This is a genomic window from Ferribacterium limneticum, from assembly GCF_020510565.1.
Taxonomy (GTDB): domain Bacteria; phylum Pseudomonadota; class Gammaproteobacteria; order Burkholderiales; family Rhodocyclaceae; genus Azonexus; species Azonexus limneticus_B.
Window position 1 is genome coordinate 374,056 of sequence record NZ_CP075189.1, and the last position, 24,181, is coordinate 398,236.

Here is a 24,181-nt window from a genome sequence, read left to right on the forward strand (position 1 = left end):
AAAAGGCCGGAGGTTCCGGCCTTTTTTCGTTTACCTGCCCGCATCCACGGTCTATGGGCAGTCGATAAGCATTAGCGATATATCGTCGCTGGCAACACCGTTATTCTGATGCACGGCCAAGGCTGCTTCAATTTTTGCAAAGCGATCAGTCGGGGAGGTATTGGCCGTTGCTGCTATCAGCCCGTCTACTCCGAATTGCAGGCCCTGCGGGTTGGTTGCCTCAAGCAAGCCATCCGAGCAGAGAATAAGCTGGCTTTCATCGGCCCAATCGAAATTTTGGGGCTCCCCGCCTAGCTCTTCGTTGCTGACAATACCCAGGGGCAGGTTGGCGGAAGGAAAGGTGCTGGCTACTCGCCCCCATCTATCGAACAGGAAGGCTTCAGGGGTGCCACCGACCCAGATGTCGCCACGCTTCCGGGTTTCATCGAGGCAAACCAGCGTAATGGCAACGAAGCGTCCGACAGGCATGGATTCCTTGAGCTGGTGATTCAGTTCAAGAACAATCTCCCGAATTGGCCTGTTGAGCTTTGTCATTCGATAGAACAAGGCAAGCACTGGCAAGACGCTGATCGCCGCGGTCAGGCCATGCCCGGTGGCGTCGGCGAGCAAGGCATAGAAAAGCCCTTCCGAGGAGCGATTCGCTGCAACGATGTCGCCGCTGAAATTTTCGGCCGGAATGACCTTGTAGCGGAGGCGACTGTCCTGAAGGCCCTTACGATGCAACTGCTTTTCCATCAGACCTAATGCCAGGTGCTGTTCCGCTTGAGTCTGGTCGTAATAGTCCTGCAGTTGGCGGGCGTTCTCGCGGAGCTGTTGCTCGGTCCTCTTGCGCTCAGAAATATCCCGTATGACGCCAACCATCATGCGGCGGTTATCGAGCAGGATCTGTGTGATGGTCAGGGTTGCAGCGAAGCGGTGACCTTCTTTATGCTGCGCTTCCAGCTCGCGTTCGAGACCAATCGTTTTTGGCGGGGTGGCCTCGGTGTAGTTTCCGATACGGATTTCGTGGGCTGACCGCTCGTCTTCTGGCATCAGCATTGAAACGCTATGGCCAATCAACTCGGCTGGAGTCCAGCCAAAAATTCGCTCGGTTGATTGGTTTACCGAGACGATAATTCCGTTCTCATCACTGGTGACGATGGCATCGAGAACGTTATCGGATATCGCCTGAACGCGGCGCAGCGAGTCGATCGACTCCTGCTGCAAGGCCAGCGAGCGCTGCATGGAACGCAACTTGGCTTCGAGAACGACGAAGTTGATCGGTTTGGTCAGATAGTCGTCGGCACCGGCATCCAGTCCTTCAACCAGGTTTTCATCGCGGTTCAGCGCGGACAGGAAAATGACTGGCGTCCACCGGTCACGAGGCATGGCCTTGATTCGACGGGCGGCCTCGAATCCATCCATGACTGGCATCATGATGTCGAGCAAGACCAGATCAGGAGATTCTGCGGTGAAACGGCGCACTGCCTCTTCGCCGTTCTCGGCCAGAATGACTTCATGGCCGAGCTTTTTCAGAAATACCTGAAGGATGTGCAGATTGGTGCGGTTGTCATCAACTGCCAGCACTTTCATCTTGGTTGAAATCGAAGTCATGTCTGATGCTCGCCGTTATTCCCCTGGCCGCAGCAAATGGTAGCAACGGCGATGTTGCCGCAGCCTTCATAAGCGATGCTACTGAAACTGAGCATGCGTGCCAGAGCGATCCCTCGACCATTCGGGTCAAAGGCACGCTCGGGGTCAATTTCAAGATAGTTCTGCCATGGAAATCCGTTGCCCTGATCTCTGATGCGAAGCGTTATTGCATTTGCCTCGCGGTGATAGCTCAGGCGAACTTCCTTGGTTGCATTTTCTGGCAGGGCAGCGCGCCGGGCGATCTCTTCGTGCCAGCGATCCTCCTGTTTCAAACGGCTTTTCTCCGCATAGGCCAGGCCAAGATTGCCATGCTCGACACCGTTGATGAGCAGTTCGGAAATTCCCATGACCGCAGCGTCGGGATTCGGGCAGGCTTGGGCGATGAAGGAAGCAAGCTGGGCTGCCTCGTCGACGGTACGGATGGAGAACTCGGCTTTGTCGAGAAACTGCAGCGAATTGATGTGTTGGTGCAGTTGTCGGCTGAGCGAACTCCGCGCCTCGGCATCGCTGAGCGCTGCGTGGACAATGGCTAGCAGGCTGTCACGTCGATAGGGCTTGGTCAGGTAGTAGTAGGCACCGGCTTCGAGGCCTTCGCGAATCTGCTCGGGGGAGTTGGCTGCCGTCTGCATGATGACAGGAATGCTGGAGAGACGCTGGTCGCCCTTCATTCTTCTGAGCAGGCCGATGCCGTCGAGGCCGGGCATCATCCGGTCGAGCAAAATGAGTTTGAAGTCATTTTCGGCGTTTTGCAGCAGTTGCCAGGCAGCTTCGCCGCTGTCCGCCGTTTGCAGAACAAAAGGCTCTTCTCCATCGAAATACTCGACCAGAATTTCCAGGTTGAGTTCTTCGTCGTCCACCAGCAAGACGAGTGTCTTAGTCATTTTGTCCCGATTTTTCCATCCAGCAGTTCAATGGCAGGGTGACGATGAAACAGGCGCCTTGCCCTGAATTATTGTGGGCAACAATCGTACCACGGTGTTGCGCCACAATAGCCCGGCAAATCGCCAGTCCCAGCCCTGTTCCGCCGGCGCCGCTCTTGGTGGCGCTGCTTTGAACGAACTTGTCAAAAATGCTCTCCAGCTCGGCTGTCGGGATGCCCATTCCCTGATCGATGAAACTGATCGAGAGTCCTGGTCGTGAACCACTATCCTCGGCACGCCGCCCGGCAGGCAGTTCGTCGTTGGCCAGTTCGACGCGAATGGTTCCGCCTTCAGGCGAAAACTTGATGGCGTTGGACAGCAGGTTGCAGATGACCTGGGTGATCCGGTTCATGTCCGCGCTGATCTGCGTGCAGGCTGCCCGGTTCTTGAATTCGAGTTGCAGCTTGCGTTTGAGCTGCAACGGTTCGAGTTGGGCGCCGACCTGTTTTGCCAGTGCCAATGCGTCGAATGTTGTTGGATGCAAGGCCATTTGCCCGGCGTCGAGCTTCGAGAGGTCGAGCAATTCGTCGATCAGCGAGAGCAGCCGTTGGCCGCTCTGATCGATGCGCTGGAAATATTGGCTGATTTTCGGGTCGCTGGCATTGATGGCGCGGCGGTTGCCCAGATCGACAAAGCCGAGGATGGCATGCATCGGTGTACGCAGTTCGTGCGACATGTTGGCCAGAAATTCGGATTTTGCCTGATTGGCGGCGCGTGCCTGCTGCAAGGCAGTATCGAGGCTGGCTGTTCGCTCGAGAACGAGCTCCTGCAAATGGTCTCGGTGCTCGCTCAACTCCCGCGTCAGGGAGAGCGCATAGCGTTCGGCCCGTTCGCGATGGGTGGCCAGGTGATGAACGAGGAGGGCCAGCAAGAGGCTGGTGAGCAAGCCGCCATAAAGAACCAGGGCCGGGGTGTCGAGCCCCCGGGTGGTGTGGCCGCTCGGGTAAAAGTGAAGAATCCAGTTGCGCCCGCCAAAGTCGATTTCGTGATGGAGCAATGGCGGCTCGTTGGTATTGTGGCTGGGGTCCGAGTTGTAGATCAGCGTCGGGGCGACCGCCTCGGCCGAGTCCGTGGCCAGCGATTCGTCAAAAATCTGCAGCACAAAGCGGCTGCTGAGCGGCAGTTTGAACGACGACATGAACTCATCAAAACGATAAGCCGTCAGGACGACGCCGGCGAAAGCGCGCGTGTTCTGGTCGAGGAGCGCGTGGACCAACTGGAAGCCCGGGCGCCGGGTGCCCTTGTCGGGTTGCAGTTCGATGGGCGCCGTCATGGCAATCTTGCCGGTCAGGATGGCGCGGTTGATGGCTTCGCGACGGGCCGTTTCGGATAGCAGGTCAAATCCGATTGCCTTGGCAAGGACCGGCGACTCCGGCGCAATGAAGAAGAGGGGAACGGCAAGGCGGGCGTCGGTTTTCGGGAAAATCCGGAAACTTCTACGGTCAACCGGAAATTTGGTCGATTTTTGAAATGATTCGAGGTCGTCGCGGTGCACCGCGGGGGCGTAGGCAAAGGCGAACATGCCGGCCAGGCTGCCCTCGATTTCCATGGCCTTGGCAAAACGGCGCCAGATCGCCAGATCCTGGCTTGGCGCGGCGGTGGCGAAAGCCTGCAGGGAGCGCAGGAACTGGCCGTGGAGATTCAGCCGGTCGCGAATCTCGGCCGTAATCGCTGCGCTTTCCTGGTTGCCGGCCAACTCCTCGGCCTGTATCTGAATGCGGGACTGCCAGTGCCAGGCTGTGAGCGTGGCTGAAGCCAGCAACAAAAAAGTGACGAGCGGCAACAACCAGTTACCCCGGTTGTACCTCGATGTCGTGCCGCGCATGGCCTTCACTGCGGATCCGGCTCCATTTCCTGCTTTTCCTGTTGCTGCAGTGTCCACATCCGGGCGTAATTGCCGTCGGCGGCGAGCAGCGCGCCGTGGCTGCCCCGTTCGACGATGCGGCCTTCGCTCATGACCAGGATTTCGTCGGCATTCATGACCGTCGACAGGCGGTGGGCGATGACCAGCGTCGTATGGCCGATCGCCACCTGTTCGAGCTGGGTCTGGATGGCCCGTTCCGTCGCCGAATCGAGCGCCGAAGTGGCCTCGTCGAAAATCAGGATGGGCGGATTCTTGAGCAGGGCCCGGGCAATGGCGACGCGCTGCTTCTCGCCGCCGGACAGCTTGAGGCCGCGTTCGCCGACGCGCGTTTCGTACTTGAGCGGCAGCGATTCGATGAAGTCGTGCAACTGGGCCGCCCGTGCCGCGGCGAAGACTTCTTCGCGGCTCGCTTCCGGCCGGCCGTAATTGATGTTGTAGAAAATGGTGTCGTTGAACAGCACGGTATCCTGCGGCACGATGCCGATGGCGGCGCGCAGGCTGGTCTGTTTCAACGCGCGCAGATCGTGGCCGTTGATCTGAACGGCGCCGCCGGTGACGTCGTAAAAACGGTAGAGCAGCCGTGACAACGTCGATTTGCCGGCCCCGGAATGGCCGACGACGGCCACCGTCCTGCCGGGCGGGATGGCGAAGCTGAGGTTTTTCAGAATCTGCCGGTTCGACTCGTAGGCGAACTCGACGGCGTCGAAATTGACCTGCAGCGGGCCGGTTGGCAGGTCGCGGGCATCCGGCGCATCGGCGATTTCGCGGTTCTCGCTGAGCAGCTTGAACATGCGCTCGATATCGGTCAGCGCCTGGCGAATTTCGCGGTAAACGATCCCGAGGAAATTGAGCGGCATGTAGAGCTGGATCAGGAAGGCATTGACCAGCACGAGATCGCCGATGGTCATCCGGCCATCGACCACGCCATCCGCCGCCCGCCACATCATGGCCGTGACACCCAGCGCGATGATCGCCTGCTGGCCGAGGTTGAGGAAGGCCAGCGTCGTCTGGCTGCGCGTCGCCGCCTCTTCCCATTTGATCAGCTGCTCGTCGTAACGGCGGGCTTCCCAGGCTTCGTTGTTGAAATACTTGACCGTCTCGTAGTTGAGCAGGCTATCGACGGCGCGGGTGTTGGCAGCCGAATCGTTTTCATTGACGGCGCGGCGGATGTCGATGCGCCAGTTGCTGACCTTGATGGTGAAGACGATATAGGCGAGCAGCGAGATCAACGTGATGACGACGTAACCCATGTCGTATTTGACGAACAGGATGCCAAGCACCAGCCCGATTTCGACCAGCGTCGGCAGGATCGAATAGAGCGTGTAGGAAATCAGGCTGGAGATCGAGCGGCTACCCCGTTCGATATCGCGCGACACGCCGCCGGTTTGCCGCTCGAGATGAAAGCGCAGCGACAGGGCATGCAGGTGGCGGAACACTTCCAGCGACACCTGCCGGACAGCGCGCTGCGTCACCCGGGCGAACAGGATTTCGCGCAGTTCCTGAAACAGCGAGGTCGAAAAGCGCAGGGCGCCGTACAGGACGAGCAGCAGGATGGGCAGAGCAAGCACCTGCTGGCCGGGGGACAGCCCGTCGATCATTTCCTTGAAAACCAGCGGCACGCCAACGTTGGCCACCTTGGCCCCGATCAAGCAAGCCAACGCGGCGAGAACACGCAGACGGTACTGCCAGAGGTAAGGGAACAGCGTGCGCAAGGTAAGCCACACATGGGTTTCCGGCAGGGGTTGTCCGGCGGGCGGTTTGGGAAGAGCGGTGGCGCGGCGCATGCAGGAACCTGACGGGATTTGATGTGGCGATGAATTGTGTGAGTATATGAAAACTGCCCGCTTTCCGGGAAAATCCCGAAATATTTAGCGTTTTGGACAAATAATGGCCGACGACCGTATTACCCTTCCCAGCAAGCACTCCACATTGCGCGTCGTACCCATGCCGGCGGATCTCAACCAGAACGGTGACGTTTTCGGCGGCTGGGTCATGGCCCAGGTCGACGTCGCTGGCGCCATTCCCGCCATGCGTCGGGCGCGTGGCCGGGTGGCCACGGTATCGGTCAATTCCTTCCTGTTCAAGCAACCGGTGTCGGTTGGCGATATCGTCAGTCTCTACGCCGACATCGTGCGTGTCGGCACCACATCGATCACGGTCAGGGTTGAGGTTTTTGCCGAGCGCAATTACGCGGCACCGATCATCGTGAAGGTAACCGAAGCCGAACTGACTTACGTGGCCATCGATGGCGACGGAATGAAGCGCGCGGTTCCAGCCGAAAATATGCCGAAAATGGATTAAAATCCGGCAGTTATCAAATTACCCCGCCAGCAAGGGAGCAATCCAATGAACAAAATGACCCTGCGTACCATTCCAGCCGTGTTGCTGGTCGCATTTTCCGGTGCCGCTTCTGCCGCTGCCTTTCAGCTTATGGAGCAAAATGCCAGCGGCCTCGGCAACGCCTACGCCGGCTCGGCGGCGGTGGCCGACAATGCCAGCACGATCTTCTTCAATCCGGCCGGCATGACCCAACTCGGCAACGGCATCCAGCTTTCGGCCGGGGTTACGGGCGTCGGCCCCAGCTACGAATACCGCGACCAGGCCGGCGTCAAGTCGGGCGGCAACGCCGGTGGCTGGGCTGCCGTACCGAATGCTTACCTGTCGGGGCAATTGACGAAAGACCTGTTCCTCGGCCTCGGCATCTCGGCGCCGTTCGGGCTGGCGACGGAATATGACGCGGGCTGGGCCGGCGCAGCACAGGCTATCAAGTCGGAAATCAGGACGATCAACATCAATCCCTCCGTCGCCTATCGGGTCAATGACAAGATTTCGCTCGGCTTTGGCCTGAACTACCAGACCATCGACGGCGAACTGACCAAGACCGGCGCCGTCCTCAAGGCGGACGACAGCGCCTGGGGCTGGAATGCCGGGGCGTTGTTCACCCTCTCGCCGGCCATGCGCGTCGGCTTCTCCTACCGTTCGCCCATCAAGTACACCCTTGAAGGCACGCTCAATGGAGCGCTTCCGGTCAAGGCCGACGTCAAGCTGCCGGATACCTTCATCCTCTCCGTATGGCAGCAGGTTTCCGATCGCTGGGAAGCAATGGGCGACCTCTCCTACACGCGCTGGAATTCGCTGCAGTCGCTCAATGTGCTGAGAAGCAGTGACGGTCTATTGTTGAACAGCGAAAACTTCCGCTACGAAAACTCCTGGCGTTTCGCCTGGGGTGCCGGCTACAAGGCAACCGACAAGGCCAAGCTGAAATTCGGCATCGCCTTCGACCGTACCCCGGTCCGCGACGAATACCGCTCGCCGCGCGTTCCGGACAACAACCGCCTGTGGCTGTCGCTCGGGGGGCAGTGGAACGCCGGACCTGCCGGCAAATTCGATCTTGGCTACTCCTACCTGTACGTGATCGATCCGACCATTTCCCAGGGCGCCTTGCAGGGCAAGTACGACGCCAGCGCCCACATCATCGGCGTGCAATATTCGGTGGGTTTCTAAGCTGCCGCGGCCGAGGCCAAATTGCCGGCGCTTGAACTGGGCGGTATGACGCTGGGGCTGCGCGAAGGCGTGATCGGCTTGATCGCGCTGGTCGCCGCCTACATGCTCTTCGTGTTGTTGCGCATGATCTTGTTGCGTAATCGCCCGGCGGTTTCGGAAAAATCCGTTCCTGTTGTGCCAGTCGCCGAGTCGGTTGAGGTACCGCCTGCGGAGCCGGCCGAGGCCGATGAGAACTGGGCGCAGGCCTCCGCAGATTTGGCGGGAGATACCTTGCGCAGCGGCCTGGAGCAGGAACTGGCCCAGATGCGTGACGAAGTCGATGCCATTCGCGGCGAACTGGCCGCCCTGCGCGAGGATATGCAGCAGGAACTGGCCCACCTGCGGGCCAGCCAGACGGTTTCACCAATTTATGGCGACGCAATGCAGATGGCCGTTTCGGGTTACGATCCGGCGGCGATCGCCGAACGTTGCGGCATCGCCCGCGCCGAGGCTGAGTTGGTCGTGGCGCTGGCCAAGAGTCAGGAGCGTTGAGGGTGGCGATGGCAGAACAACCGGAAGTTTCCGAAACCGAAGCAGTATCTGGCGAGATTCGCAGCAAACTGCTGGCGCGTCTGGCCGTGGCCGGGGTGCTGGTTGCCGCTCTGCTCGGTGTGCTGGCCTTCTTCGATTATCTGGCCACGGTGCCGGACGAATCGGAAGAGCAGGTATTCACCAAGCCGGTTCCTGTCGCCCCCAAGAAAGAAGTTTCGCAGCCGCTGACCCCGACAGAAAACCTGCCGACGCCGCCGGAGCAGGAAAAGGTCGAAGCACCGGCCGATCTACCGCCGCCGCCGAAGGTCGAGACACATGCCCCGGCGCTTGAGCCGAAGCCGGAAGCGCTTGTTGAAAATCGCCCCAAATTGCCGTCGACCCTAGAATCCACCAAAAAACCGGTGACACCTGCGCCGGCAGTCGCACCAGTGCCCGCCCCGGTGCCCGAGGCGACCACGGCCCCCTCCAATATCCTGCCGCCCCGCGCGGCGACTCCGGCTCAGACAACGCCCGCCAAGCCAACGGCGCGGATCGTCGAAGCGCGACCGGCTTCGGCTGTCACGCCACCGGTCGTGTCTCGCCTGTTTTCAGGTTTCGTGCTGCAGGCCGGTGTTTTTTCAAGTGTCCAGCGCGCCGAAGAACTGCACGCCAGGCTAACCCTGAGCGGCGTTCCATCGACGCTGGAAACCCGTGTTCAGGTCGGGCCCTTCAAGACCAAGCACGAGGCAGAAATGGCCCAGGCCAAGCTCAAGGAACTGGGCGTCGAGACCATCCTCGTGCCGCCCAAGGGTAAAAACTAGCCTGCTCAAGGCATGCCCGGCAGACGCGGCAAGCCGAGACTGCGCCGGACATCGCGATGCAATTGCAGGGGGGGCGGCAAGGGCGCTGACTGGCGACGCGGCTCCTCATAACGACGATTGTCGTAATAGCCGTCGCCACGATTATCGTAGTACCTGCCGCCACGGTCGTCGTAATGACGATAGCCAGAGTTGTAATAAATAGTCCCGCTCGGTTGGCCGTAGCCCGGATAGCTTCCACCATACGCTGGCGGTGCCCGGTGATAACCCGCCGGGTAGGGCGCCACTGCGCAGGCACCCAGACTGCCGATCAGGGCGGTAGCGAGGCCAAGGCGAAGAAGCGTTTGTTTGAGGTTCATTGGGGAATGTGTCCGGTGGTTATGTAAGCAAATAACGCGGCGACTCCCCGCCCGGCATACGTCGATGCCGGGTTAGTTTGTAACAAATCGTTAGAGGTTCAATTCGGCAACAGTCTTGATGCCCTGTTCGATGTTATTTCGGGTTGCCGCTTCGACGGCCATGCGGAGTCGCGTCACGCCGGCGAAGGCCTCGCCCATGGTGGCCGTGCCGCTCGATTTGACAGCCTTGCGCAGGACGACCGAGCGGTCGCTGGCCTTGGTCAGCGACCAGGCGGTTTCCATGTCGACCGTGAAAGTGGCGCCAAAAATCGGTTTTGACAGGCTGGTCAGGCGGACGCTCAGTTCGTAGTCGCCGTTGCTGCCCTGGACGATGGTTGTGAACAGCTTGCTCTGGGCGATGGCCTCTTCGATGGCCGCCTTGAGGTCGGCGTCCGATACGTTGCTGCTGTCCATGGCGCCGGTTGCGGCGCCGCCGCTGGTCTGGACGCGCAGGCTGTACGGATGATGCTTGCTGACTGTCAGGTTCTGCGGCGTCATTGCAGCTCGGTCGGCGGGCGAGGCGCAGCCGCCGAGGGCCAGGGCAATTGCCGTGATCGACAGCAGCAGCTTCGGGGAGGTGACGATACGGCGCATTTACTTGGCTCCCTTGTAGATGTTGTCGACCACCTCATTGACCATCTCCGTGGGTGACAGTCGGGTCAGCGAGGTGTGGAAGGAGTTGCCGGTGGCCAGCGGGAAATCGGTTTTCGGATCGCGGATGGTGATGGTCAGTTCCAGCATGTACATGGTGATATCCCACATCCATTTGTCGATGTAGGTCACGACGGCATCGACCCCGCTCGGAGCAGCTTCGGTACCCGTGGAAACGGTGACTCCCTTGGTGCGCAATTTGTCAGCGACCAGTTTGTAGGTGTTGTCGTCCTCGGCGACGCGCTTGACGTACATGGTCTTGAGAGACGACAGGTTGGCCGATGGATCGACATTGGCGGTTGCACGGTTGACCGCGCAGCCTGTGCTGAGTGTCACGACAAGTCCAAGCAAGGCCAGCAACTTCATGGCTTTTCTCATAATCAGTCCCCCTGTTATCGATGAAAGAGGGCGATATTATGCCGTGCGGAAATGCTGGTTGTTGATCTAGCGCAGGTCTTCGCGGATTTTGCCCGTGCAGTGATCGTGGTTTATTCGGCCAGGGCATTGCGAATCCGCTTGGCAAAAACGGTCATTTCCCTTGCTGCCTGAATGTCGCCCTTCGTTTCGGCGACGACGATGCCGCGTTCGTAGGCGGCGAGCGCGGCGGGATGGTCGCCGGCTTCGGCCAGGGCCTTGCCGAGGGCTTTCCAGGCGGCTGAGTAGTGGTTGTCACGGTCGACAGCGTTTTGGAAGCAATTTGCCGCCTTGGCCGGGTCGCCGGCCTTGAGGTATTCGTTGCCGAGCGAGAAACGGAGCAGGGCGCCGTCGCGCGGGCCGTTGAGCATTTTTTCCAGGGATTCGATACGTGGGTTCATGGGCTACCAAGGCTAAAATAGGGTTTTGCAATCCGGATACAGGAAGCTTACTCATGGCCAAGACCATCATCGCCACCCCGAATGCCCCGGCCGCCATCGGCACCTATTCGCAAGCCGTGCGCGTCGGCGACACCGTTTACATGTCCGGGCAGATCGGGCTCGATCCGGCTTCCATGCAGATGGTAGACGGGATCGACGCGCAAATCGTTCGCGTTTTTGAAAATCTCAAGGCGGTCGCTGAAGCCGCTGGCGGTTCGCTGGCTGACGTGGTCAAACTCAACGTCTTTTTGACCGATCTGGCCAACTTTGCCAAGGTTAACGAAACGATGGCCAAGTACTTCAGCGAGCCCTTCCCGGCCCGTGCCGCCGTTGGCGTCAAGGAACTGCCGCGCGGCGCCTTGGTTGAGGCCGATGCAGTGATGTGTCTGGGCAACTAAGCAACTGATTCACGTCTCATGACGACGAGCGGGGCTGCGGCCCCGGCTTCTCCGCCCATTCGCGCCTCCGAGGCGTCGCAGAAGAAGCTCGCCAAGATCGGCCTCCATAGCGAGGCCGATTTGCTGGTGCACCTGCCGCTGCGCTACGAGGACGAAACGCGGATTACGCCGGTCAATCGGAGCTTTGGCAACGAACCGGTGCAGATCGAGGTCGTCGTCCTCAGCAACGAAATCCAGTTCCGGCCGCGCCGGCAGATGATCGTCCGGGCGGCGGATGAGAGCGGTGAAATCACGCTGCGCTTTTTCAGCTTCTATCCGAACCAGCAGGCGGCGCTCAGCGAAGGCTCGCGCATCCGGGCCTTCGGCGAAGTACGCGGCGGCTTCTTCGGTGCCGAGATGGTGCACCCGCGTTTCCGCAAGGTTGGTGACGACGAACCGTTGCCGGCCGAATTGACACCGATTTACCCGACGACCGCCGGCCTGGCCAATTCGGCCCTGCAAAAACTCATCGGCAAGGCGCTGGCGGTTGGCGATTTGTCCGAAACGCTGCCCGAAGAACTGCGCCAGCGTCTGAAATTGCCTGGGCTGGCGCGCAGCCTGCGGTTCTTGCACACCCCCCCGCCCGGCACCGATCTCGATACGCTGCACGCGCGCAATCACCCGGCCTGGCGACGGGTCAAATTCGACGAGGTGCTGGCTCAGCAACTGTCGCTGCGCCGCGCTTATCTGGCCCGGCGTGAGCAGGGGGCGCCGGTGCTGGTGGCGCGTGACGATCTTGGGGCGCGCCTGCTGGACAGCCTGCCTTTCGGCCTGACTGGCGCGCAGGTGCGGGCGATGGCCGAGATCGGTGGCGATCTGGCCCAGCCTTATCCGATGCAGCGTCTGCTGCAGGGCGATGTCGGTGCCGGCAAGACCATCGTTGCCGCCTTGGCAGCGTGTCAGGCCATTTCGGCCGGCTGGCAGGCGGCCTTCATGGCGCCGACGGAAATTCTCGCCGAGCAGCACTATCTGAAATTGAAGGACTGGCTGGAGCCGCTCGGTGTGCGCGTGGCCTGGCTATCCGGTAGCCTGAAAACGAAGGCCAAGCGTGAGCAACTCGCGGCGACGGCGGCCGAGGCGCAGCTGGTCGTCGGCACGCATGCGCTGATTCAGGATGGCGTCGATTTCGCCAAACTCGGGCTGGCCATCGTCGACGAGCAGCACCGTTTCGGCGTCGCTCAACGGCTCGCCTTGCGCAAGAAGGGCGACAATCCGCATCAGCTCATGATGTCGGCGACGCCGATTCCGCGCACGCTGGCCATGAGTTATTACGCCGATCTCGACGTCACCGTGCTCGACGAACTGCCGCCCGGCCGGACGCCGATCAAGACGCGGCTGGTCGCCGACAACCGGCGCGACGATGTGGTTGGTTTCGTGAAAAAGGCTGTCGAGGAAGGCCGGCAGGCTTACTGGGTTTGCCCGTTGATCGAAGAGTCCGAGGCGCTGCAGTTGCAGACGGCGCAGGAAACCTACGATTTCCTTTTTGAGCAATTTTCCGGGTTGACCGTGGGATTGGTGCATGGCCGGCTTAAGGCTGACGAAAAGCAGGCAGTGATGGCGGCTTTTGCTGCTGGCGAGATCGATGTGCTGGTGGCAACGACAGTCATCGAAGTCGGCGTCGACGTGCCCAATGCCAGCCTGATGGTCATCGAACACGCCGAACGTTTTGGGCTATCGCAACTGCACCAGTTACGCGGCCGGGTCGGCCGCGGCAAATACGAATCGAGTTGCATCCTGATCTACGCCGGGCCGTTGGGCGAGATTGCCCGGCAGCGGCTCAAGATCATTTTCGAGAACACCGATGGCTTCGAGATCGCTCGCCAGGATCTGCATATTCGCGGTCCCGGTGAATTCGTCGGGGCCCGGCAGAGCGGGGTGCCGTTACTGCGCTACGCCGATCTGGAAATGGACGCCGATCTGGTCGAAATGGCGCGCGAGGTGGCCGAGGAAATGTTGACCGAGCATCTCGAACTGGCCGAGCGCCACCTTAAACGCTGGCTCGGTTCGCGCGAAGAACTCCTTAAATCCTGACGCGATTGGCCGACGCGGTGATGCCGTCGCTCAGTGTCTTCAGCGCTGCCATCGCCCGTGCTTCGCGCAGATAGATCATGCCGGTTGGCACCAGACTGAATTCGTCGGGCACAGTCTCTATGACCAGATCGGCCGCATGGCTCGATTGTTCGACGACGCGACGAGGCATCAGGGTCCAGCCAAGGCCGACGGCGATGCAGCCGAGGATGCCTTCGAGTGTGCCGAATTCCATGGCGTCGGAAACGGCGTGGCCCTGGGCGCGTTGCCAGGCGACGGCGCGCGTGCGGTAGGCGCAGCCTTCGCGGAAGAGGATGAGCGGCAGCAGCACGGGGTCGGTGCCGGCGGCGTGCACCTGGACCAGTTCCTCGACGACCAGTTCGTCGAACCGCAGGTCGGGGTGGATGACCGGGCCGGCGACGAAGGCGCAATCAAGTTTGTGGTCGAGTATCTTTTCGGTCAGCCTGCTCGTGGTGTCGGTGGTGACGCGCAGTTCGAGGCCCGGATGTCCGGCTCGCACGGCTTTCAGGGCGCTGGGCAGATGCAGGGCGGCGAAGGTTTCCATGGCGCCGATGCGCAGTTCGCCGGCGCTTTCGCCAACCTGCCGCACGGCGCTGGCCGTCTGGCGTTCGAGCATGAGCATTCGCCGCGCGTAGTCGAGCAGCACCTTGCCCGACGGCGCGAGTTCGAGGCCGCGGCCTTTGCGGATGAACAGTTCGGCGCCGAGTTCTTCTTCCAGCCGCCGGATGCGGCCGGTGACGTTGGACTGGACGGTATTCAGCTTGCGCGAGGCGGCGAGGATGCCGCCTTCTTCGACGACGGCCTGAAAGGTGCGGAGCGCGACGAGTTCCATTGTTATCTCAAAACAAGAATGGTGTGTTCTAAACAAATCATTTGTGCAGATAATTTACGCTGGTTATCGTGCGAACTCAAGAACGATAAAAGGAGCGTTGCCATGAACTCACAGAGAGAACGCCTCAAGGTGCTGAGCGCCGGGATTTTCAGCTTGCTGCTGACTTTCGGCGTCGCCCGTTTTGCCTACACGCCGCTGCTGCCGCTCATGCAGCAACAGGCTGGGCTGGGGCTGGCCGAAGCCGGTTGGCTGGCGGCGCTCAACTACGCCGGCTACCTGTGCGGCGCGCTGGTCGCCTCGCTGATCAGCGACCTCGTGCTCAAGGACAAGCTGTACCGCATCGGGCTGGTCGTCGCCATTCTGAGCACGGTGATGATGGGCCTGACCACCGATCCGCTGCTCTGGATGGTCTCGCGCTTCATCGCCGGGCTTTCCAGTGCGGCCGGCATGTTGCTTGGCACCGGGCTGATTCTCAACTGGCTGATCCGCCACAACCATCGGCCGGAACTGGGCATCCATTTCGGCGGCATCGGACTCGGTATTTCCGGCTGCGCCATCGCGGTGTGGCTGATGAGCGGCACACTCGACTGGCGCGAGCAGTGGTTCGCTTTTTCGGCCCTGGCCTGCCTGCTCATTGTGCCGGCCATGGCCTGGTTGCCGGCGCCCGATACCAGCCCGGTGACGAAGACCGGCGCGCCGATGCACGACAACCCGCCGAGCCCGCTGTTCCTGCGCATCTTCATGGCGGCCTACTTCTGCGCTGGCTTCGGCTACGTCATCAGCGCCACCTTCATCGTCGCCATCGTCAATGGCCTGCCGGGGCTGGCCGGGCAGGGCGGGCTGGCTTTCCTGGCTATCGGGCTGGCGGCGACGCCGGCCGCCTTCAACTGGGATTTGATCGCCCGCTACACCGGCGACATCAACGCCCTGATCCTCGCCGCCGTGCTGCAGATCGTCGGCATCATCCTGCCCGTCGCCGTCGGCGGCCTGTACGCCACGCTGTTCGGCGCGCTGCTTTTTGGCGGAACCTTCATCGGCATGGTGAGTCTGGTGCTGACCATGGCCGGGCGTTACTACCCGACGCGGCCGGCCAAAATGATGGGCCGGATGACGCTCTCCTACGGCGTCGCGCAGATCATCGGGCCGGCCGTGGTCGGCTGGCTGGCGACGCGGCTGGGCAATTACTCGATTGGCCTCTATCTGGCCGGCGGGGTCATGGTCGTCGGCGTCGTGCTCTTGGCTATACTGAAACTGGTCGAAAAGCGGGATGCCGCCCCGGCGCTCTGCCTGCAAAACTAAACGGAGATGACGATGTTCAAGGGAATTCTGATCGAGAAGGACGACGCCGGTTACCGGGCGTCGGAGCAGGACATCGATGAAAGCCAGTTGCCGGAAGGCGATGTGACGGTGCGCGTCGATTACTCGTCGCTCAATTACAAGGACGGCCTGGCGATTACCGGCAAAGGGCCGGTCGTCCGCAAGTTCCCGATGGTGCCGGGCATCGACATTGCCGGCACGGTCGAAAGCAGCAGCCACGCCGACTACAAGGTCGGCGACCGCGTCGTGCTCAACGGCTGGGGCGTCGGCGAAACGCACTGGGGTGGGCTGGCCCAGAAGGCGCGGCTCAAGGGTGACTGGCTGGTGCCGCTGCCGGCCGCTTTCAGCGAAAAGCAGGCCGTTTCCATTGGCACCGCCGGCTACACCGCCATGCTCTGCGTGCTGGCGCTGGAGCAGCAGGGCGTCAAACCGACGGATGGCGAGATCGTCGTCACCGGCGCGGCAGGCGGCGTCGGCAGCGTGGCGATTGCCGTGCTGGCGAAACTCGGTTACACGGTCGTTGCAGTCAGTGGCCGGCCAGAAGAAACGGATTACCTCAAGCAGCTCGGCGCGGCCGAAGTGCTCGACCGCAGCCTTTTCTCGGCGCCCGGCAAGCCGCTCGGCAAGGAACGCTGGGCGGGGGCGGTCGATGTCGTTGGCTCGCACACGCTGGCCAACATCTGCGCGACGACCAAATATCGCGGCGTCGTGACCGCCTGCGGGCTGGCTGGCGGCATGGATTTCCCGTCGTCGGTGGCGCCCTTCATCCTGCGTGGTGTGACGCTGGTCGGTATCGACAGCGTGATGTGCCCACGGCCGGATCGGCTGGTGGCCTGGCAACGTCTGGGGACTGACCTCGATGTCGCCAAGCTCGGTCTGATCACGCACGAAGTCTCGCTGGCCGAAGCCATCCCGACGGCGGCACAGCTCATGGAAGGCAAGGTGCGCGGGCGTGTCGTCGTGGACGTGAATCGCTGATGCCCTACGTCAATATCAAGATCACCCGCGAAGGGGCAACGCCGGAGCAGAAGGCGCGCCTGATTGCCGGGGCGACGCAACTGCTTGTCGATGTGCTGGGCAAGAACCCGAAAACGACGGTCGTCGTCATCGATGAAGTCGATACCGACAACTGGGGCGTCGCCGGCGAGTCGATCACCGTTCGCCGGGCGCGCGGCGAGTAGGCGAGCACAATCCCACGGTCAACCGGAAAATTTGCCCAAAATTGAAATCATGAGCCACCTGTTCGAACCCCTCAAACTGCGCGACATCACCCTCAAGAACCGCATCGGGATCCCGCCGATGTGCCAGTACTCGGCCACCGACGGCATGGCCGGCGAATGGCATTTCATCCATTACGGCAGCCGCGCCATCGGCGGCGCCGGCCTGATGATCCTCGAAGCGACAGCCGTCACGGCAGCCGGCCGGATCAGCCCGGGCGACCTCGGCCTGTGGAACGACGAGCAGATCGCGCCGCTGGCCAAAATCGCCCGTCTGGCCCGCGAGCATGGCTGCGTTCCGGCCGTCCAACTTGCCCACGCCGGGCGCAAGGCCAGTGTCGGGCTGGGCTGGGGCGAACAGCGGACCTTGCGCGCCGATGAAGGCGGCTGGAAGGCGGTCGCCCCGTCGGCGGTATCGTTCGGCGAAGGCTACGCCCAGCCGCATGAACTGAGCCTCGCCGAGATTGCCGAGATCGTCACGGCCTTCGTCGCCGCCGCCAAGCGGGCCGTCGTCGCCGGCTTCCAGGCCATCGAACTGCACGCCGCCCACGGCTACTTGCTGCACCAGTTCCTGTCGCCGCTGTCGAACCAGCGCACCGACGCCTATGGTGGCAGTTTCGACAACCGCACCCGCCTGCTGCGCGAGGTGGTGACGGCCGTGCGCGCCGTGTGGCCGGACAACCTGCCGCTGCTCATCCGCCTGTCGGCCACCGATTGGGTCGAAGGCGGCTGGACGGCCGACGAAACGGTCGAGTTGTGCCGCGGCCTCAAGGCACTCGGTGTCGATCTGGCCGATATCTCGACCGCCGGCCTCGTGCCGACAGCGAAGATTCCAGCTGGCCCAGGCTTCCAGACCGAATTCGCCGCCCGCGTCCGCAACGAAGCCGGCTTGCCGGCTGCTGCCGTCGGTTTGATCACCTCGGCCGTGCAGGCTGACCACATCGTGCGCTCCGGTCAGGCCGACATGGTCCTCATCGGCCGCGAAATCCTGCGCAATCCGTACTGGCCCTTGCAGGCGGCGCAGGAGCTGCGGCAGGTCGGCGTCTGGCCCAATCAGTACCTGCGCGCAGCGCCGAGCGGGTCGGCCGGCCGCTGATTTTTCCAGCGTCAAAAAGACAAGGCCCGGTCTCGTCCACCGGGCCTTGTTGCGTTGCACAAAAAATTTTTCATTAGTCGGGAACTTTTGCCGCGAGCCTTGTCTTACAGCCTGTTTTGCAAACTAACCCAACCTAAACAGAGGCATATAAAAATGGACGAACTCTCTTACGTCGGCATCACTTTCACCGTGGTTATTCTTGGTCTGGCCTGCTTCATGGCCGCCAAACTGGCCTCGAAGACGGCCTACCACTAAGCCGGTAACGCCCATCTGAAAGCCGGGGTTTCCCGGCTTTTTTCATTTTTGGCCAAAATTTCCGGTTGACCGTGGGATTCCCCCAAAATCAGCCAATAAACGCCTCGACAATGCGCGCCACCTCGGCCGGCTGATCGTGGTGCAACATGTGGTCGGCCTCTTCGACCCATTCCTCACGAACATTGGCAAAGCACGTCTGACGCGCTTCCCAGTCGCCCGGCCGCTGGCCGAAATCGCGGATCACCCACGATTCCCGGCCAGCCACCCAGAGCACCGGGCAGGTGATCTGCTTCCAGATCGCCATCGATTCCTCCAGCCGGAACAAATACGGCGCCGGCGCCTTGTGCCACGGGTCGCCGTTCCAGATGATGCCGTGATGGCGCAAGCCGGCCCGGTTTTCACCATCGCCGACGCGGGCCAGATGCTTGGCCAGAAACTCGGCGCGCTCGGCCGTCAGAAAGCGGTCGCTGTGCAACAGTCGGCGGGCAAAGGCCATGCGGTCAGCGTAAGCGTGCATGCGCGGCGGTTTCCTGAGCGAGCCCAGCCACTGCTGGTAACGCTCCGGCGCCATCTCCGGCGTCGTCGGCGCAATGCCGAAGCCTTCCAGCGACACCACGCTCTCAACCCGCTCGGGCCGAATCCCGGCATAGAGGCAGGACAAAATGCCACCCATGCTGTGGCCGACCAGCTTTACCTTGCCGTCCGGTGCGTAGCGGTCGACGATGGCCTCCATGTCGCCCAAGTGCTCGGCGAAGAAATACGGCCGGTTCAGCCACTCCGATTGGCCAAAGCCACGCCAGTCCGGCGCCACGATATTCCAGTCTTTCGCCAGTTCATCGACAACAAACTGGAACGAGGCCGAAACATCCATCCAGCCATGCAGCAGAAAGAGCATCGGCGCATCGGGACTGCCCCAGCGCCGGATGTGCAGGCGGACATCGGGCAGATCGAGAAATTCGGAGCGTGAAGGTTTCATCATGGTTCGGCACGGCTGGCGGCATGAAGCGGCGCAAGCCTGCACTGGCAGTTGGGGATGGACCATTTTGACACGCTTTGACGGCATCCCGTTCGCCTTGCATCGAGCGTTAACATGGCTTCCGCTGGAGAGATCAATGTCCTAAAGGCCTGAGCCTTGGTTACCCGCCTACTCATTGAAACTTTCCAGCACGCTTCGGTTGGGCAGTCCGGCGGTGGCCATATTTCGCCGCTCTTCGCTACAACGCTTCGACCGACTCGGTGCTGATCCTCGAGGTAAATCCGAGCCATCACCCATGGGGCTGAATGCCCGTTGCTACCTTAATCCGCATACGTTCTGTAGTAACGAAATTATGTTCTCAGCTAAGAGAAACGTTGTCATCCGGCCTTTATGCCGCTATGGCGTCCTCTATCAATCGAGCGCTTGTTAGTAAGTCATTAGCCAGTTGATCGTATAGCGTGTCTATTGCGCCTCCCCACCCTGAAGCGGTCGCAGTCACATCAATACCAAACACTCCCGCACTGGACGCAATTTTCACTTGCCGCTCGTTGCCTGGAGTGTGCGCCTGACAAACACGTAATCCATTGAGTGCAAATAGTGTCCGCAACTCTGGCAACTCGCTCTTTGGGTCCCATTGTGGCACGACAGCATCAGCATCTTCGGCCAATGCATGGCCTTGCTCTTTCGAAATCATTGCCAACTGACAAATACAGGCGAGCAGCTTGAGAGATGCAAAATCTTTAATCAGATCCTTCGGGATACCCAATTGTCGGGCTATCGCCCTCATCGGCGCAGGCTTGAGTAACTCAAGGAGTTTAAACATGCTAACTGCCCGGTCAAGGAACTGTTCCTGAGTTGCCGTCAATGGTGCAACGGCGAAAAGAGATCGCATTACCTCGAACGACCACCACCCTCTATAGGCAGCCTCTTCAGTCGATAAGACGCCAATATCTTCCTGTGTATAGTTCATTCCAATTTGCTCTGACAGATACGTAAGACTTGCCGTCAACGACAAATACGCGTCCAGAACATCCTTCGCCCGAGTGGCAATATTCCGATTGCCATAGGTCGCTTGATCATGCTCAACGGCAGATTCCGGAACGGAGAAACGGTGCCAATGCGAAATGACATGAGGGGGGCATCCCTCATGAAACTTTTTCAACTCAATTCGAATGTGATTTCGTCCAACGCGATATGTTCTGTCGGTTCCCCACCAACCACCGTAGCTAACACCTCCAGATTCGGGGTGAATCGAAAACTCTGGGTGAGCCTCATATTCCTGCAAAACCTCGTCGCGGATGTGACCATAGACCCACTTGGATGCTGCCCGTGGATAGTTCATGGGCTCTGTATCGTCGGGCCATATCAACTCCGGTTCAGTCGCGTCGGTCACTGGTCGAGACTGCGGAATTAGGATCAAACGAGCCCCCCACACGCGAGACATTTGAGGTGCATTGGAATGATATGAGCCATCCAGCACCGCCATGCCAAGCAAACGTCCCGGCAATTCAAATTCGTCTCCTTCTCTGCCATTCAGGATGGTAGAGAAAGAGTCGTCGTCCGAGGAAAAGCGTTCTTCGTAATAAACAGCTACAGCGGCGCAGTTCTTCAGATGACAATAGTCTTCGAGGTATTCGCGGCGAATCGTAATCAAGCCCTGTTGATCGTCTTTCTTGTCGCTGTGGTTTACATGTGATTTCACACGAAGAACGTCGTATACCGGGCCTCGCGGATCGTCCCAGCACACAGTCCCGTCATTCAGATGGCGAGGTGTCAACCCGTATGTCATCAACAAAACATTGTCTGGAAGAATCACCTCCCTGTCATGTATGTTCCACGAGTTGATAATCGTCTGAAAACGCTCTTTCTTGCCCTTGCGTCCATCGATCCAGAAGCTTGTGTCGTAGATTTGGCCTTCATCTACACAAGGGCGTGGCCCCCATGATCGGACCTCGTAACCGATGCCGCCGGGAGAATGAAGTACCTCATCAACAACCTCCAGCGGAATCAGAGCAGTGCGAATAAGACGGAGCCCCTTGTAGCCATTCTGAGGAGCCTCATTGAATTCTGCGATGACAACATGATCTGATGCCCCGTTGTCGTATGGCTCTCGTAAATGCTCTACCGCCTTGGGCCAATAGTTGTGAAGATCGATCATGTCAATCCACTCTGTCTGTGTTTAGTTGGTTGCAGATGCTATCAGTATCTAGCATCCCCAGATTTTCTGGATACTGGGGCACAAGGCGTTTCTATCTCGACTTGAATTGCGAAAGTCTCAACATAAGTTGCGGACGAGAGATTTTCGATAAAAATATTGACAGAACATATCGACGTAACTAAGATCGTCGATATGAAAAACGACTACACCCAATCCATCCCGGCCGAATGGCAGGCGATGTCCCGGATTTTCGTGGCGCTCGGCGATGAGCATCGGCAGCGCATCCTGCTGCTTTTTGAGCCGGGTGAGCGGCTCAATGTCGGGCACATTGCCGAGGTGTCGACGCTGGCCCGGTCGACCGTCTCGCACCATCTGAAAATCCTCCACGAGTCCGGCGTGCTGGCTTCCGAGAAGATCGGCAAGGAAGTCTGGTTCTGGATCAACCGCGATTCGCTGGAAACGACGTTCACCAACGTCCTGAATTACCTCAAGGAAAATTCCTGATGCGCACATTGTTGCGGCCGCTGTTGCGCGGCTTGGCCCGGTTGTTTTTTCGCGTCGAAGTTTCGGCGCAACAGGCCAATTTCAATCATGAGCGACTGCTCATTGTCGCCAATCACCAGTCCTTTCTCGATGGTCTGCTGATCGGGCTCTTTCTCCCCGTCGACCCGGTTTTCGTTGTCCATACGACCATCGCCGAGAGCTTCTTCTTCCGCATCCTGCTCTCGCAGGTCGATTATCTGGCCGTCGATCCGACCAGCCCGATGGCCATGAAGAAGGTCATCCGCCTGATCGAATCCGGGCGGCCGGTGGTCATCTTCCCGGAAGGGCGGATCACGCTGACCGGCTCGCTCATGAAGGTCTATGACGGCCCGGCCTTCGTCGCCGCCAAGACCGGGGCGACAGTGGTGCCGGTGCGTCTCGATGGCGCTTCGCGCAGCTATTTCTCGCGCCTGTCGGGCAAGCATCCGCGGACGCTGTTCCCGAAAATCCGCCTGAGCATTCTGGCCGAGCGCCATTTTCCGATGCCGGAAGGCGCCACCGCCAAGCTGCGTCGCCGCAAGTCGGGCGAAGCGATGCGCCGATTGATGCAGGAAATGATCTTCGCCTCGCGTCCGCAGCAGACGCTGTTCTCGGCGCTGTGCGACGCCGCCGACATCTACGGCCGCGGCCGTCGCCTGCTCGAAGACGTCAAGCAGATCGAGTATTCGTACAACGACCTGTTCAAGATGGCGCTCATGCTCGGTCGCCAGATCGAGCGCATTTCGCAGCCCGGCGAGAAGGTCGGCCTGTTGCTGCCCAACCTTGTGCCGACAATTGGCCTGATTTTCGGGTTGACCGCAAGAAAGCGCATCCCGGCCATGCTCAACTATTCGGCCGGCACCGACGCCATGCAGGCGGCCGTCGATGCGGCGCAAATCCGCACGGTGGTCACCTCGCGCGCCTTCGTCGAGCAGGCCAAGCTGGGCGATAAGCTGGCCGGGCTGAAGGGCGTGCAACTCGTCTATCTCGAAGACGTCCGCGAAAAGATTGGTCTGGGCGACAAGCTCTGGCTGATGGCCTACGCGCTGCATTTTCCGCGCGCCTTCGAGCTGCCGGCCTCGCCGGAAGATGCTGCCGTCGTGCTCTTCACATCGGGTTCGGAAGGCAAGCCGAAAGGCGTCGTGCTGCCGCACCGCGCCATCCTCGCCAACGTCGCGCAGATCTGCTCGGTCATCGACTTCTCGGTTCATGACAAGGTGCTCAATGCGCTGCCCATCTTCCATTCCTTCGGCCTGACCGCCGGCGCGCTGCTGCCGGTGCTGAGCGGCGCCAGCCTCTTCCTCTACCCGTCGCCGCTGCATTACCGGGTGATTCCGGAATTGGCCTACGACCGTGGCTGCACGGTGCTTTTCGGCACCTCGACCTTCCTCGCCAACTACGCCAAGTTTGCCAATCCCTACGATTTCTACCGCCTGCGCTACGTCGTGGCCGGAGCCGAGAAGCTGTCGGAATCGGTGCGCAGCCAGTGGTTCGAGAAATTCGGCCTGCGCATTTTCGAAGGCTACGGCGCGACCGAAACGGCGCCGGTGCTCGCCGTCAATACGCCGATGGCCTACCGCACGGGCACCGTCGGCAACCTGCTGCCGGGCGTCGAACACAAGCTGGTGCCGGTCCCCGGCATTGCTGGCGGCGGCATCCTGCATGTGCGTGGCCCGAACGTCATGGCCGGCTACCTCAAGGCCGACAACCCTGGCGTGCTGCAACCGCCGGTGTCGGACATCGGTGACGGCTGGTACGAAACCGGCGACGTGGTTGAAGTGGACGAAGACGGCTTCGTGAAAATCGTCGGCCGCGTCAAACGCTTCGCCAAGATCGCCGGCGAAATGGTCAGCCTCGAAGTCGTCGAAAAACTCGCCACCGCCACTTCGCCGGCGCTGCCCCACGCCGCCTCGAGCCAGCCCGATCCGGCCAAGGGCGAGGCGCTGGTGTTGTTCACCACCGACGGCGAACTGACCCGCGAACTGCTCGCCGCCAAGGCCCGCGAAACAGGCGTCCCTGAACTTGCTGTGCCGCGCAAGATCCACAAGGTCGAGTCGCTGCCGCTGCTCGGCGCCGGCAAGGTCGATTACGTCACGCTGAAACGGCTGGCGGAGGCGGTATGAACTCGAATAATTGCATTTCCACGGTCAACCGGAATTTTTGCCCAAAAA

The 24,181-nt window shown here is 60.6% G+C and carries 23 protein-coding genes; 12 read left to right on the plus strand and 11 right to left on the minus strand.

What is annotated here, in order from left to right; genetic code table 11:
• Positions 1-51: 51 nt before the first annotated feature.
• From KI610_RS01880 to KI610_RS01895, 4 genes are read right to left on the minus strand one after another with little or no spacing between them, the layout of a single operon-like run.
• On the minus strand, positions 52-1,593 hold the full coding sequence (locus KI610_RS01880; protein WP_226497008.1) for a SpoIIE family protein phosphatase: 1,542 nt from the start codon (positions 1,591-1,593) through the stop codon (positions 52-54).
• Positions 1,590-2,513, minus strand: coding sequence for a response regulator (locus tag KI610_RS01885; RefSeq protein ID WP_226497009.1), 924 nt, complete (start codon positions 2,511-2,513; stop codon positions 1,590-1,592). Before KI610_RS01885 ends, KI610_RS01880 begins: the two co-directional genes overlap by 4 nt.
• Positions 2,506-4,377 carry a CHASE domain-containing sensor histidine kinase gene (locus KI610_RS01890; protein WP_226498493.1) on the minus strand — a complete coding sequence of 624 codons (1,872 nt, stop codon included), beginning with the start codon at positions 4,375-4,377 and terminating at the stop codon, positions 2,506-2,508. The genes KI610_RS01885 and KI610_RS01890 overlap by 8 nt, the downstream gene beginning before the upstream one ends.
• Positions 4,378-4,382: 5 nt before the next feature.
• On the minus strand, positions 4,383-6,200 hold the full coding sequence (locus tag KI610_RS01895) for an ABCB family ABC transporter ATP-binding protein/permease (protein WP_226497010.1): 1,818 nt from the start codon (positions 6,198-6,200) through the stop codon (positions 4,383-4,385).
• A gap of 103 nt (positions 6,201-6,303) precedes the next feature.
• Here KI610_RS01895 and KI610_RS01900 point away from each other — a divergent pair, with 103 nt between their 5' ends.
• The 4 genes from KI610_RS01900 to KI610_RS01915 are packed head-to-tail and all read left to right on the plus strand — an operon-like array spanning position 6,304 to position 9,251.
• Positions 6,304-6,717 carry an acyl-CoA thioesterase gene (locus KI610_RS01900; protein ID WP_226497011.1) on the plus strand — a complete coding sequence of 138 codons (414 nt, stop codon included), beginning with the start codon at positions 6,304-6,306 and terminating at the stop codon, positions 6,715-6,717.
• Between the two features lie 45 nt (positions 6,718-6,762).
• A complete protein-coding gene (locus tag KI610_RS01905; protein ID WP_226497012.1) occupies positions 6,763-7,920 on the plus strand; it encodes an OmpP1/FadL family transporter in 1,158 nt (385 codons plus the stop codon).
• Between the two features lie 21 nt (positions 7,921-7,941).
• Positions 7,942-8,451 (plus strand): DUF2802 domain-containing protein, encoded by a 510-nt coding sequence (locus KI610_RS01910; RefSeq protein WP_226497013.1) that lies wholly within the window; start codon positions 7,942-7,944, stop codon positions 8,449-8,451.
• 8 nt (positions 8,452-8,459) lie between these two features.
• The gene (locus KI610_RS01915; protein WP_226497014.1) at positions 8,460-9,251 is read left to right on the plus strand and encodes an SPOR domain-containing protein; all 792 of its coding nucleotides are present in this window, start codon (positions 8,460-8,462) and stop codon (positions 9,249-9,251) included.
• Positions 9,252-9,256: 5 nt separating this feature from the next.
• Here the strand turns inward: KI610_RS01915 and KI610_RS01920 are convergent, their stop codons facing one another.
• From KI610_RS01920 to KI610_RS01935, 4 genes are all read right to left on the minus strand, one after another.
• The gene (locus KI610_RS01920) at positions 9,257-9,607 is read right to left on the minus strand and encodes a hypothetical protein (RefSeq protein ID WP_226497015.1); all 351 of its coding nucleotides are present in this window, start codon (positions 9,605-9,607) and stop codon (positions 9,257-9,259) included.
• A gap of 90 nt (positions 9,608-9,697) precedes the next feature.
• On the minus strand, positions 9,698-10,240 hold the full coding sequence (locus tag KI610_RS01925) for a hypothetical protein (RefSeq protein WP_226497016.1): 543 nt from the start codon (positions 10,238-10,240) through the stop codon (positions 9,698-9,700).
• Positions 10,241-10,663, minus strand: a complete 423-nt coding sequence (locus tag KI610_RS01930; protein ID WP_226497017.1) for a hypothetical protein — start codon at positions 10,661-10,663, stop codon at positions 10,241-10,243.
• 122 nt (positions 10,664-10,785) lie between these two features.
• Entirely contained in the window at positions 10,786-11,112 is a 327-nt protein-coding gene (locus KI610_RS01935; RefSeq protein ID WP_226497018.1) for a tetratricopeptide repeat protein, read from the minus strand.
• A 53-nt stretch (positions 11,113-11,165) separates the two neighbouring features.
• Here KI610_RS01935 and KI610_RS01940 point away from each other — a divergent pair, with 53 nt between their 5' ends.
• Complete coding sequence (locus KI610_RS01940; RefSeq protein WP_226450109.1) at positions 11,166-11,549, plus strand: RidA family protein; 384 nt, start codon at positions 11,166-11,168, stop codon at positions 11,547-11,549.
• An 18-nt stretch (positions 11,550-11,567) separates the two neighbouring features.
• Positions 11,568-13,619 carry an ATP-dependent DNA helicase RecG gene (gene recG / locus KI610_RS01945; RefSeq protein ID WP_226497019.1) on the plus strand — a complete coding sequence of 684 codons (2,052 nt, stop codon included), beginning with the start codon at positions 11,568-11,570 and terminating at the stop codon, positions 13,617-13,619.
• Here the strand turns inward: recG and KI610_RS01950 are convergent.
• Positions 13,609-14,469: a LysR family transcriptional regulator gene (locus tag KI610_RS01950; protein WP_226497020.1), complete on the minus strand. Its 861-nt coding sequence runs from the start codon at positions 14,467-14,469 to the stop codon at positions 13,609-13,611. The two genes, recG and KI610_RS01950, sit on opposite strands and share 11 nt — an antisense overlap.
• Positions 14,470-14,571: 102 nt before the next feature.
• On the opposite strand from KI610_RS01950, the gene KI610_RS01955 reads away from it, so the two are divergent.
• From KI610_RS01955 to KI610_RS01970, 4 genes are read left to right on the plus strand one after another with little or no spacing between them, the layout of a single operon-like run.
• Positions 14,572-15,768 (plus strand): YbfB/YjiJ family MFS transporter, encoded by a 1,197-nt coding sequence (locus KI610_RS01955; RefSeq protein ID WP_226497021.1) that lies wholly within the window; start codon positions 14,572-14,574, stop codon positions 15,766-15,768.
• 12 nt (positions 15,769-15,780) lie between these two features.
• Complete coding sequence (acuI, locus tag KI610_RS01960) at positions 15,781-16,764, plus strand: acrylyl-CoA reductase (NADPH) (RefSeq protein WP_226497022.1); 984 nt, start codon at positions 15,781-15,783, stop codon at positions 16,762-16,764.
• Positions 16,764-16,967 carry a tautomerase family protein gene (locus KI610_RS01965; RefSeq protein ID WP_226497023.1) on the plus strand — a complete coding sequence of 68 codons (204 nt, stop codon included), beginning with the start codon at positions 16,764-16,766 and terminating at the stop codon, positions 16,965-16,967. Before acuI ends, KI610_RS01965 begins: the two co-directional genes overlap by 1 nt.
• Positions 16,968-17,016: 49 nt before the next feature.
• The gene (locus KI610_RS01970; protein ID WP_226497024.1) at positions 17,017-18,099 is read left to right on the plus strand and encodes an NADH:flavin oxidoreductase/NADH oxidase; all 1,083 of its coding nucleotides are present in this window, start codon (positions 17,017-17,019) and stop codon (positions 18,097-18,099) included.
• Between the two features lie 343 nt (positions 18,100-18,442).
• Here the strand turns inward: KI610_RS01970 and KI610_RS01975 are convergent, their stop codons facing one another.
• Positions 18,443-19,333: an alpha/beta fold hydrolase gene (locus KI610_RS01975; protein ID WP_226497025.1), complete on the minus strand. Its 891-nt coding sequence runs from the start codon at positions 19,331-19,333 to the stop codon at positions 18,443-18,445.
• 385 nt (positions 19,334-19,718) lie between these two features.
• Complete coding sequence (locus KI610_RS01980; protein WP_226497026.1) at positions 19,719-21,488, minus strand: hypothetical protein; 1,770 nt, start codon at positions 21,486-21,488, stop codon at positions 19,719-19,721.
• A gap of 192 nt (positions 21,489-21,680) precedes the next feature.
• On the opposite strand from KI610_RS01980, the gene KI610_RS01985 reads away from it, so the two are divergent.
• Entirely contained in the window at positions 21,681-21,992 is a 312-nt protein-coding gene (locus tag KI610_RS01985; protein WP_226497027.1) for an ArsR/SmtB family transcription factor, read from the plus strand.
• On the plus strand, positions 21,992-24,133 hold the full coding sequence (aas, locus tag KI610_RS01990; protein ID WP_226497028.1) for a bifunctional acyl-ACP--phospholipid O-acyltransferase/long-chain-fatty-acid--ACP ligase: 2,142 nt from the start codon (positions 21,992-21,994) through the stop codon (positions 24,131-24,133). Before KI610_RS01985 ends, aas begins: the two co-directional genes overlap by 1 nt.
• The last annotated feature ends 48 nt before the right edge of the window (positions 24,134-24,181 follow it).

Bases quoted from the DNA above. Each gene is read 5' to 3' on its own strand.
- KI610_RS01880 (WP_226497008.1), bottom strand. From the start codon at position 1,593: ATGACTTCGATTTCAACCAAGATGAAAGTGCTGGCAGTTGATGACAAC.
- KI610_RS01885 (WP_226497009.1), bottom strand. From the start codon at position 2,513: ATGACTAAGACACTCGTCTTGCTGGTGGACGACGAAGAACTCAACCTG.
- KI610_RS01890 (WP_226498493.1), bottom strand. From the start codon at position 4,377: ATGCGCGGCACGACATCGAGGTACAACCGGGGTAACTGGTTGTTGCCG.
- KI610_RS01895 (WP_226497010.1), bottom strand. From the start codon at position 6,200: ATGCGCCGCGCCACCGCTCTTCCCAAACCGCCCGCCGGACAACCCCTG.
- KI610_RS01900 (WP_226497011.1), top strand. From the start codon at position 6,304: ATGGCCGACGACCGTATTACCCTTCCCAGCAAGCACTCCACATTGCGC.
- KI610_RS01905 (WP_226497012.1), top strand. From the start codon at position 6,763: ATGAACAAAATGACCCTGCGTACCATTCCAGCCGTGTTGCTGGTCGCA.
- KI610_RS01915 (WP_226497014.1), top strand. From the start codon at position 8,460: ATGGCAGAACAACCGGAAGTTTCCGAAACCGAAGCAGTATCTGGCGAG.
- KI610_RS01920 (WP_226497015.1), bottom strand. From the start codon at position 9,607: ATGAACCTCAAACAAACGCTTCTTCGCCTTGGCCTCGCTACCGCCCTG.
- KI610_RS01925 (WP_226497016.1), bottom strand. From the start codon at position 10,240: ATGCGCCGTATCGTCACCTCCCCGAAGCTGCTGCTGTCGATCACGGCA.
- KI610_RS01930 (WP_226497017.1), bottom strand. From the start codon at position 10,663: ATGAAGTTGCTGGCCTTGCTTGGACTTGTCGTGACACTCAGCACAGGC.
- KI610_RS01935 (WP_226497018.1), bottom strand. From the start codon at position 11,112: ATGAACCCACGTATCGAATCCCTGGAAAAAATGCTCAACGGCCCGCGC.
- KI610_RS01940 (WP_226450109.1), top strand. From the start codon at position 11,166: ATGGCCAAGACCATCATCGCCACCCCGAATGCCCCGGCCGCCATCGGC.
- recG (WP_226497019.1), top strand. From the start codon at position 11,568: ATGACGACGAGCGGGGCTGCGGCCCCGGCTTCTCCGCCCATTCGCGCC.
- KI610_RS01950 (WP_226497020.1), bottom strand. From the start codon at position 14,469: ATGGAACTCGTCGCGCTCCGCACCTTTCAGGCCGTCGTCGAAGAAGGC.
- KI610_RS01955 (WP_226497021.1), top strand. From the start codon at position 14,572: ATGAACTCACAGAGAGAACGCCTCAAGGTGCTGAGCGCCGGGATTTTC.
- acuI (WP_226497022.1), top strand. From the start codon at position 15,781: ATGTTCAAGGGAATTCTGATCGAGAAGGACGACGCCGGTTACCGGGCG.
- KI610_RS01965 (WP_226497023.1), top strand. From the start codon at position 16,764: ATGCCCTACGTCAATATCAAGATCACCCGCGAAGGGGCAACGCCGGAG.
- KI610_RS01970 (WP_226497024.1), top strand. From the start codon at position 17,017: ATGAGCCACCTGTTCGAACCCCTCAAACTGCGCGACATCACCCTCAAG.
- KI610_RS01975 (WP_226497025.1), bottom strand. From the start codon at position 19,333: ATGATGAAACCTTCACGCTCCGAATTTCTCGATCTGCCCGATGTCCGC.
- KI610_RS01980 (WP_226497026.1), bottom strand. From the start codon at position 21,488: ATGATCGATCTTCACAACTATTGGCCCAAGGCGGTAGAGCATTTACGA.
- KI610_RS01985 (WP_226497027.1), top strand. From the start codon at position 21,681: ATGAAAAACGACTACACCCAATCCATCCCGGCCGAATGGCAGGCGATG.
- aas (WP_226497028.1), top strand. From the start codon at position 21,992: ATGCGCACATTGTTGCGGCCGCTGTTGCGCGGCTTGGCCCGGTTGTTT.